The following is an 8,148-nucleotide window of genomic DNA, read 5'->3' as shown; positions in this document are numbered from 1 at the left end:
AGAAGTCCTCAGATCATGCCCGGGACCTCGACCCCTACCCCCAAGCACCCACGCTCAACTCCGAAGAGCCTGATAACGATTGTATGAGTGACGACCTGTTGGGGTGCGCGCTCACTCGCCAGGACCGTGCTCAACGCACTGCTCCCCGCCTCTCACACGGAGACGCGGGGAGCAGTGCGTGCAGATGAACGGATCAGCCGAAGCGGCCGGACACGTAGTCCTCGGTCTCCTGGTGGCTGGGGTTCTCGAAGATCTGCTTGGTCTCGCCGTACTCGATGAGGTGGCCGGGCTTGCCGGTGCCCTCGATGTTGAAGAAGGCGGTCTTGTCGGACACACGCGTGGCCTGCTGCATGTTGTGCGTCACGATGACGACCGTGTACTTCTCCTTGAGCTCGTGGATGAGGTCCTCCACGGCCAGGGTCGAGATCGGGTCGAGGGCCGAGCAGGGCTCGTCCATGAGCAGCACGTCGGGCTGCACGGCCACGGCGCGTGCGATGCACAGACGCTGCTGCTGACCACCGGACAGGCCGGAACCCGGCTTGTCCAGACGGTCCTTGACCTCGTTCCACAGGTTGGCACCGCGCAGGGAGGCCTCCACCAGGTCGTCCGCGTCACGCTTGGGCAGGCGCTTGGCGTTGAGCGTCACGCCGGCCAGCACGTTCTCGCGGATGGACATGGTCGGGAAGGGGTTGGGCTTCTGGAAGACCATGCCCACCTGGCGACGCACCTCGACGGGGTCCACCGACTTGCCGTACAGCGGCTGCTCGTCGAGCAGGATGTTGCCTTCCACACGGGCGCCAGGGATCACCTCGTGCATGCGGTTGATGGTGCGGAGCACCGTGGACTTGCCACAGCCGGACGAGCCGATGAAAGCCGTCACGGTGCGGGGCTCGATGACCATGTTGACGTCCTCGACGGCCTTGAAGTCGCCGTAGAAGATGTTCAGGTCGGTCAGTTCGATGCGCTTGGACACGCGGGGACTCCTCGTCAGCTCTTCTTCGGTGCCAGGGCGGCAGCGATGGCTCGTGCGATCAGGTTCAGAACGAGCACCAGGACCACCAGCAGGAACACTGCGATCCAGGAGCGCTCGAGACTCGGGTCAGGATACCCGCCGTTCAGGGGGTACTGGAACAACTGGTATGCGTAGAAGGCCAGCGAGTTCATCGGGCCCTCGAAGGGGTTCCAGTTGGTGGCGGCGTTGTACCCGGCGGCGACCAGCAGCGGGGCGGTCTCACCGATGACGCGCGACACACCCAGGAACACGCTGGAGGCCAGACCGGCGGCCGCGGTGGGCAGCACGATCTTGGTGATGACGCGCCACTTGGGCACGCCCAGGGCCAGCGCCGACTCACGCAGGTCGCGCGAGATGACGCGGAGCATCTCCTCGGAGTTGCGCACCACGATCGGGATCATGAGCACGCACAGCGCGATCGCACCGGCGATGCCCATCTTGGTGCCCGGGCCGAAGATCATCGAGAACAGCGCGTAGGCGAACAGACCGGCCACGATGGACGGCACACCGGTCATGACGTCCACGAGGAAGCGCAGGGCGCGGGACAGCCAGCCGTTGGTGCCGTACTCCACCAGGTAGATGGCGGCCATGAAGCCGACCGGGATGGAGATCACCGACGCGATGAGGGTGATGAGCAGCGTGCCGATGAGGGCGTGCTTCATGCCACCGACCAGGTCGGCGCCCTCCTCGACGCGCTTCTCGTCCACGCCACCGGAGATCCCGTACATGTCCTCGGTGAGGACGTGCGGGTTGGTGGCCAGCGCGGGCACCGCGTTGCTCACCACCGACCACAGGAGCCAGACCAACGGGATCACGGCCAGCGCGAAGGCGATGTACACCATCGCGCGGATCACCTGGTCGACGCCCTGGCGGTGCCCCGCCGTGACGCGGTAGCCCACGTAGAGGGCGACGAGGAAGAACACCGCGGTGAAGATCACGAACAGGGCGATGTTCCAGCCCACGAGGAAGGCGGCGAGGGCGCCCAGGCCGGCGGCCACCGCGAGCATGCCGATCCACAGCGTCCGGGACGCCGGGCGGATGGCGTTGTAGTCCAGGGCCGGCATCGCCGGGCCGCGGTCGGCCTCGTGCGTGGGGCCGTGGTTCAGGTCGACAGGGGACGTGGTCATGTCAGCTGTTCCTCCGCTCGACGATCCAGCGCGCCACGAGGTTGACCAGCAGCGTCAGCACGAAGAGCACGAGGCCCAGGGCGATGAGCGTGTTGACCCGCAGACCGGTGGCGTCCGGGAAGTTCAGGGCGATGTAGGCGGGGATGGGAGAGTTGCCGCTGCCGATGACGTTCCACTGGAACTCGTCGCTGGGCGACAGGATCATGGCGACGGCCATCGTCTCACCGAGGGCGCGACCCAGGCCGAGCATGGCGCCACCGATGACGCCGGGCCACCCGAAGGGCAGCACGGCCTGCTTGATCATCTCCCACTTGGTGGCGCCGAGGGCCAGGGAGGCCTCCTCGTTGCCGCGGGGGGTCTGGGCGAACACGTCGCGCGAGACCGAGGTGATGATCGGCAGGATCATGATGGCCAGCACGATGGACGCGGTGAGCAGCACGCGGCCGGTGGTCGAGGCGTCCTCGAACAGCGGGATGAAGCCGAGGTTCTTCTCGAGCCACTTGTAGAAGCCCTTGAGCAGGGGCGCGAGCGTGAGGAAGCCCCACAGACCGAAGATGACCGACGGGATGGCGGCCAGCAGGTCGATGACGAAGCCGAGGGCCTTGGAGAGGCGCGGGTTGGCGTAGTGGGTGATGAACAGGGCGATGCCCACTGCGATCGGCACGGCGATGGCCATGGCCATGGTCGCGGCGAGCAGCGTGCCGCCCAGGAGGTTGAGGGCGAGCGACCAGAAGCCGTCGTCACCGACCTCGTCGGACTGCTGGATGGCGGGCAGCGCCTCCTTGATGAGGAAGGCGGCCACGAGGGCGAGGATCAGGGCGATGAGGACGCCGGAACCGATGGCCAGGCCGTAGAAGACCTTGTCACCGACTCGACCGGTGCTCGTCCCGCGCTGGGGATCGGGCTGCGGCTCCTGCGGTCCCGGGCCGGACTGTCCGACCGAGAGCTTCGTCGCCCCGCCCATGGAGGGGCTGGTGTCAGCCATGGTGTCTCCTTGAGGTGAGGGTGGATCACGACGACGGGGCCGCACTCACAGAGCGCGGCCCCGTCGGGGTGGGGCTGGATCAGCCAGCGGCCTTGATGCCCTTGACGGACTCAGCGATCTGCGCAGCGGTCTTGGCGGAGATCGGGGCGGAACCGGCCTCGTCGTGGGACTTCTGCTGGGCCTCCTCGGTGATGACGTAGGACAGGAAGTCCTTCACCTTGGCGGCATCCTCGGCGTTCTTGTACTCCTTGCAGGCGATCTCGTAGGTCACCAGCACGATCGGGTAGCCACCCTCGACCTCACGGTCGAGCTTCAGGGCCAGGTCGCCCTTCTCACGGCCCTCGACCGGCTTGGAGCCCTCGACGACCTTGGCGGCGGCCTCGGGGGAGTACTCGACGAACTCCTCACCGACCTTCACCTTGGCGGACTTCAGCTCGCCCACCTGGGAGGCGTCGGCGTAGCCGATCGCACCGTCGGTGCCCTGGATGGTGGAGACCACACCGGAGGTGCCCTTGGCCTTCTCGCCGTCGGCCGGCCACTCCTTGCCCGGCTCGTGCGGCCACGCGTCGCCGGCGGCCTCCTTCAGGTACTCCTGGAAGTTGGCGGTGGTGCCGGACTCGTCGGAGCGGGCCACGACGGTGATCTCGGTCTCCGGCAGCTCGACGTCGGGGTTGTCGGCCTTGATGGCGTCGTCGTTCCAGGTCTCGATCTCACCGTTGAAGATCTTGGCCATGGTCTCCGGGGAGAGGTTCAGGGAGTCCACGCCCTCGATGTTGAAGGCGATGGCGACCGGGGAGATGTAGGCGGGCAGGTTGATCGCACCCGCGTCGCCGCACTGCTCCTTGGCCTTCTGCATCTCCTCGTCGTCCAGCGCCACGTCGGAACCGGCCCACGGGGTCGCCCCGCCGAGGAACTGCTCCACACCGGCGCCGGAGCCGTCCGGGGAGTAGTTGACGGTCACGTCGCCGTTCTTGCCCTGGTAACCGGCGATCCAAGCCTTGACGGCGGACTCCTGGGCGGACGAGCCGACACCCTTCAGGTCGCCCTTGGCGCCGTCGGTCTTGGTGTAGGTCGGGTAGGCGCCGGCGCCATCCTCGGGGGCGGAGGTCTCGGAGGACTCGTCGGGCGACTCGGTGTCACCGGACTCGTCGGGCGACTCGGTGTCACCGGACTCGGCGGGCGACTCGGTGTCACCGGACTCGGCGGGCGACTCGGTGTCACCGGACTCGGCCGGGGCCGAGGCGTCGGTGGAGGTCTCCGTGGTGGTCTCGGAGGACTTGTCGTCCTCGGAGTCGCCACCACAGGCGGCCAGGGTCAGGGAGGAGGCGGTCGCCAGGGCGACCACGGAACCAAAGCGGTTGAGCTTCACGAGAGGGACCTTTCACGAGGTGCTCGAGGTGATGATCCGCCGCCTCAGGGTGCTGCAGACCACGGCGTATGTGCCGCGTTGCCAACCGTAGGACTCCCGAACACCAGCACACGCCAAAAGGGGTGAACGCACGATGAACAGTTGGGGACCATCTCGTGCCCCTGCGTGACGCGGATTACACCAGGCTCCGGGAGCCGCCCACACCCGGCCTACCCCTCCCCGAATTCAGGAACGCACCGACCCGTGGAGCGCCTCTCGGCGTGCGGCCGCTCGTGGCGGCGAAGGGTGGAGCCCGGGGCTACCGACGGGTCGGTGCGCTCGGCCGACAACGCTACGCCGCCGGTGGTTGTTCCCGCACGCCGCCGGGGTCAGACGAGCGAACCGGCCCGCCAGAGCCGGGCGCCGGCGACGAGGTCCTCCGCCGTGTCCAGCAGGGCCAGGCCGCGCCCCAGCCCGCGGCGGGTCGCCGCCCCCTCGGCGCCGCCCACGCCACGTCCCGCGCTCACCACCCGGCAGAACGCGGCCGCCCGCTCCAGCGCCACGGCCAGGTCACCGGCGTACACGCCGTGGAGCACCGCATCGGCGAGCTCCCGGACCTCCTGCGGCCCGGGCGGGTCCACCACCCCGGCCACAGCGTGCGAGACCTCGGCCGCCCGCATCCCGGCGGCGTACTCGCGGGACACCTCCACCGGGGCGGTGGTGACCCACTGGCGCACCGCGTAGAGGCGCCACAGCACCCCCGGCAGCGAACGGGCCGGTCGGTCCGCCCAGAGCAGGGCCAGCGCGTCCAGGCCAAGGTCGTCCACGAGCTCCACCAGGCGCCGCGTCACCTCCGGGTCGCCCTCGGCCCTCCCCCGGTGGACGAGCACCTCCGCCGTGGTGTGGCTCAGCTCCAGGGCGTCCGCGGGGTCGTCACCCCCGACGTGCTGGTCGAGCTGCCACCCGGTGCGGAACGCGGGGCGCCGCGGTCGCTCGCTCACGAGGTGGCCGGCCCCATCGAGACGGCGCGCACCACGGCCTCACCGAGCTCGTCGGAGGCGTCGAGGTCGACCACCGCGGTGATGCGCCAGTCGTAGTCGCCGGCGGCGTCCTCGATGACCTGCTCCACCACCCAGGCACGGTCGCCCCGGAGCACGCCCTCGGGCAGGGCGTCCAGACGCGCCTCGTCCGGCGCGGTGTCCACGACGAAGAAGTCCGCCGAGCGGGCCGAGGGGCCGATGCCCACGTCCTCGTACTCGTCGTAGTACTCCCCCAGGGCCTCGTCCCAGGCGTCGGCGTCCATGACCACCCTCGCCGGCGGGTCCGAGAGCTGCGCGACGGCCTCCTCGAGCTCCCCGAGCTGCCGGTAGCGGTCGTGGGCCACGAGCTCCACGCGGCGGAACATGGCGGTGCGGACCATCACCCGGAAGGCCCGCTCGTTGGCGGTCACCCCCTGCGCGCCGTGGGCCGGTCGCACCTCCTGGGCCTCTCGGTCCGGCACTTCACCACCGGCGAGCAGCGTCCACTCGTCCACCAGGGAGGAGTCCGTCTGGCGGACCACCTCGCCCAGCCACTCGATGACCTCCTCAACCGCCTCGGTGCGGGCGTGGTCCGGCACCGTGTGGCGCAGCGTGCGCCAGGCGTCCGAGAGGTACCGCAGCAGCACGCCCTCGGCCCGGGCAAGGTCGTAGTAGCGCACGTACTCGCCGAAGGAGGCGCCCTTCTCGAACATGTCGCGCACCACGGACTTGGGCGAGAGCGTCTCGAAGGTCACCCAGGGGTGCGACTGGCGGTAGATCTCCAGCGTGCCCTCGAGCAGCTCCTCCAGCGGCTTGGGCCAGGTGATCTCCTCCAGCCGGTTCATGCGCTCGGTGTACTCGATGCCGTCGGCCTTCATCTCGGCCACGGCCTCGCCGCGGGCCTTGAACTGCTGCTGCACGAGGACCGGGCGCGGGTCGTCGAGCACGGCCTCGATGACGCTCACCACGTCCAGGGCGTGGGTGGGGGACTCGGGGTCGAGCACCTCCGTGGCGGCCACGGCGAAGGGGGCCAGCGGCTGGTTGAGCGCGAAGTCGTCGCTCACCCCCTCGGCCAGGCGCACCGACGTGGCACCGGTGCGCTCGTCGACCTCCTGGGTGACCACGCCCGCGTCGCGCAGTCCGCGGTAGAGCTCGATGCTGCGGCGGGCCAGGCGACGCCGCCCCGCGGCGGTCTCGTGGTTGTCGCCCACGAGCCGGCGCATGGTGCGCCAGGCCTCCCCCGGCTCCCCGGGACGCTGGATGACGTTGAGCAGCGTGCCGTGGGTGACGCGCATGCGGCTGGACAACGGCTCGGGCTCGGAGCGCACGAGCTTGTCGAAGGTCTCCTCGGTCCACGCCACGAAGCCCTCCGGGGGCTGCTTGCGCACGAGCTTGCGGCGCTTCTTCGGGTCGTCGCCGGCCTTCTCCTCGGCCCGCGCGTTCTCGATGACGTGCGGCGGCGCCTGGGCGACGACGTGGCCGGAGGTGTCGAACCCGGCCCGTCCGGCCCGCCCGGCGATCTGGTGGAACTCGCGGGACTTCAGCACGCGCATGCGGGTGCCGTCGAACTTGGCCAGGCCGGTGAAGAGCACGGTGCGGATGGGCACGTTGATGCCCACCCCGAGGGTGTCCGTTCCGGCGATGACCTGCAGCAGGCCGGCCTGGGCCAGCTGCTCCACGAGGCGGCGGTAGCGCGGCAGCATGCCGGCGTGGTGCACGCCGATGCCCTGGCGCAGCAGCCCCTTGAGCGTCTTGCCGAACCCGGCGGAGAAACGCACGTCGGCCAGGCGTTCGGCCAGGGCCGCCTTCTGCTCGGCGGTGGGCCTGACCGTGCCCGAGAGCGCGAGCGCCCCCTCGACCGCCTGCTTCTGCGAGAAGTGGACGACGTACACCGGCGCCTGGTGGGTGCTGAGCAGCTCGGTGAGCGTCTCCTCCAGCGGGGTCATCCTCCACTCGAAGCTCAGCGGCACGGGGCGCTCGGCGCCGGCCACCACGGCGGTGGGACGGCCGGTGCGCCGCGTGAGGTCCTCCTGGAAGGAGGAGACGTCACCCAGGGTGGCGCTCATGAGCAGGAACTGCGCCTGCGGCAGCTCCAGCAGCGGCACCTGCCAGGCCCAGCCGCGGTCGGGCTCGGAGTAGAAGTGGAACTCGTCCATGACCACCAGGCCCACGTCGGCCGCGGCCCCCTCGCGCAGGGCGAGGTTGGCCAGGATCTCGGCGGTGCAGGCGATGATCGGGGCGTCCGGGTTGACCGCGGCGTCGCCCGTCATCATGCCGACGTTGTCCGCGCCGAAGACGTCGACGAGCGCGAAGAACTTCTCGCTCACCAGCGCCTTGAGCGGTGCGGTGTAGAAGGACACCTTGTCCTGGGCCAAGGCCACGAAGTGCCCGGCCACGCCCACCAGGGACTTCCCCGACCCGGTGGGGGTGGCGAGGATGACGTTGCTCCCGGCCACGAGCTCCAAGGCGGCCTCGTCCTGGTGGGGGTAGAGGTCGATGCCCTGCTCGGTGGCCCACTGGACGAAGGCCTCGTGGACCGCGGCGCCGTCCGGGGAGGTGCTGGAGGGCAGGCGGTCCACCAGGCGGCGGGTCTCGGGCGGTGCGGGGGCGGCGTCGTCGGTCATCGCGCCCATCATCGCACCGGGCGCCGACACCGC

The 8,148-nt window shown here is 69.9% G+C and carries 6 protein-coding genes; all 6 read right to left on the bottom strand.

The window, feature by feature from the left end; genetic code table 11:
- Positions 1–193: 193 nt before the first annotated feature.
- Complete coding sequence (pstB, locus tag ACFFHC_RS04170; protein WP_070703620.1) at positions 194–973, bottom strand: phosphate ABC transporter ATP-binding protein PstB; 780 nt, start codon at positions 971–973, stop codon at positions 194–196.
- A gap of 14 nt (positions 974–987) precedes the next feature.
- Positions 988–2,139 carry a phosphate ABC transporter permease PstA gene (gene pstA / locus ACFFHC_RS04165; RefSeq protein WP_141494336.1) on the bottom strand — a complete coding sequence of 384 codons (1,152 nt, stop codon included), beginning with the start codon at positions 2,137–2,139 and terminating at the stop codon, positions 988–990.
- Position 2,140: 1 nt separating this feature from the next.
- A complete protein-coding gene (gene pstC, locus ACFFHC_RS04160; RefSeq protein WP_141494335.1) occupies positions 2,141–3,124 on the bottom strand; it encodes a phosphate ABC transporter permease subunit PstC in 984 nt (327 codons plus the stop codon).
- Between the two features lie 79 nt (positions 3,125–3,203).
- Complete coding sequence (pstS, locus tag ACFFHC_RS04155; protein ID WP_141494334.1) at positions 3,204–4,493, bottom strand: phosphate ABC transporter substrate-binding protein PstS; 1,290 nt, start codon at positions 4,491–4,493, stop codon at positions 3,204–3,206.
- A 368-nt stretch (positions 4,494–4,861) separates the two neighbouring features.
- Complete coding sequence (locus tag ACFFHC_RS04150) at positions 4,862–5,473, bottom strand: hypothetical protein (RefSeq protein WP_141494333.1); 612 nt, start codon at positions 5,471–5,473, stop codon at positions 4,862–4,864.
- A complete protein-coding gene (locus tag ACFFHC_RS04145; protein ID WP_141494332.1) occupies positions 5,470–8,115 on the bottom strand; it encodes a DEAD/DEAH box helicase in 2,646 nt (881 codons plus the stop codon). Before ACFFHC_RS04145 ends, ACFFHC_RS04150 begins: the two co-directional genes overlap by 4 nt.
- Positions 8,116–8,148 lie beyond the last annotated feature (33 nt).

The organism is Kytococcus schroeteri, assembly GCF_042433515.1.
GTDB classification, from domain to species: domain Bacteria; phylum Actinomycetota; class Actinomycetes; order Actinomycetales; family Dermatophilaceae; genus Kytococcus; species Kytococcus schroeteri.
This window is presented reverse-complemented; position numbering and strand designations above follow the sequence as displayed.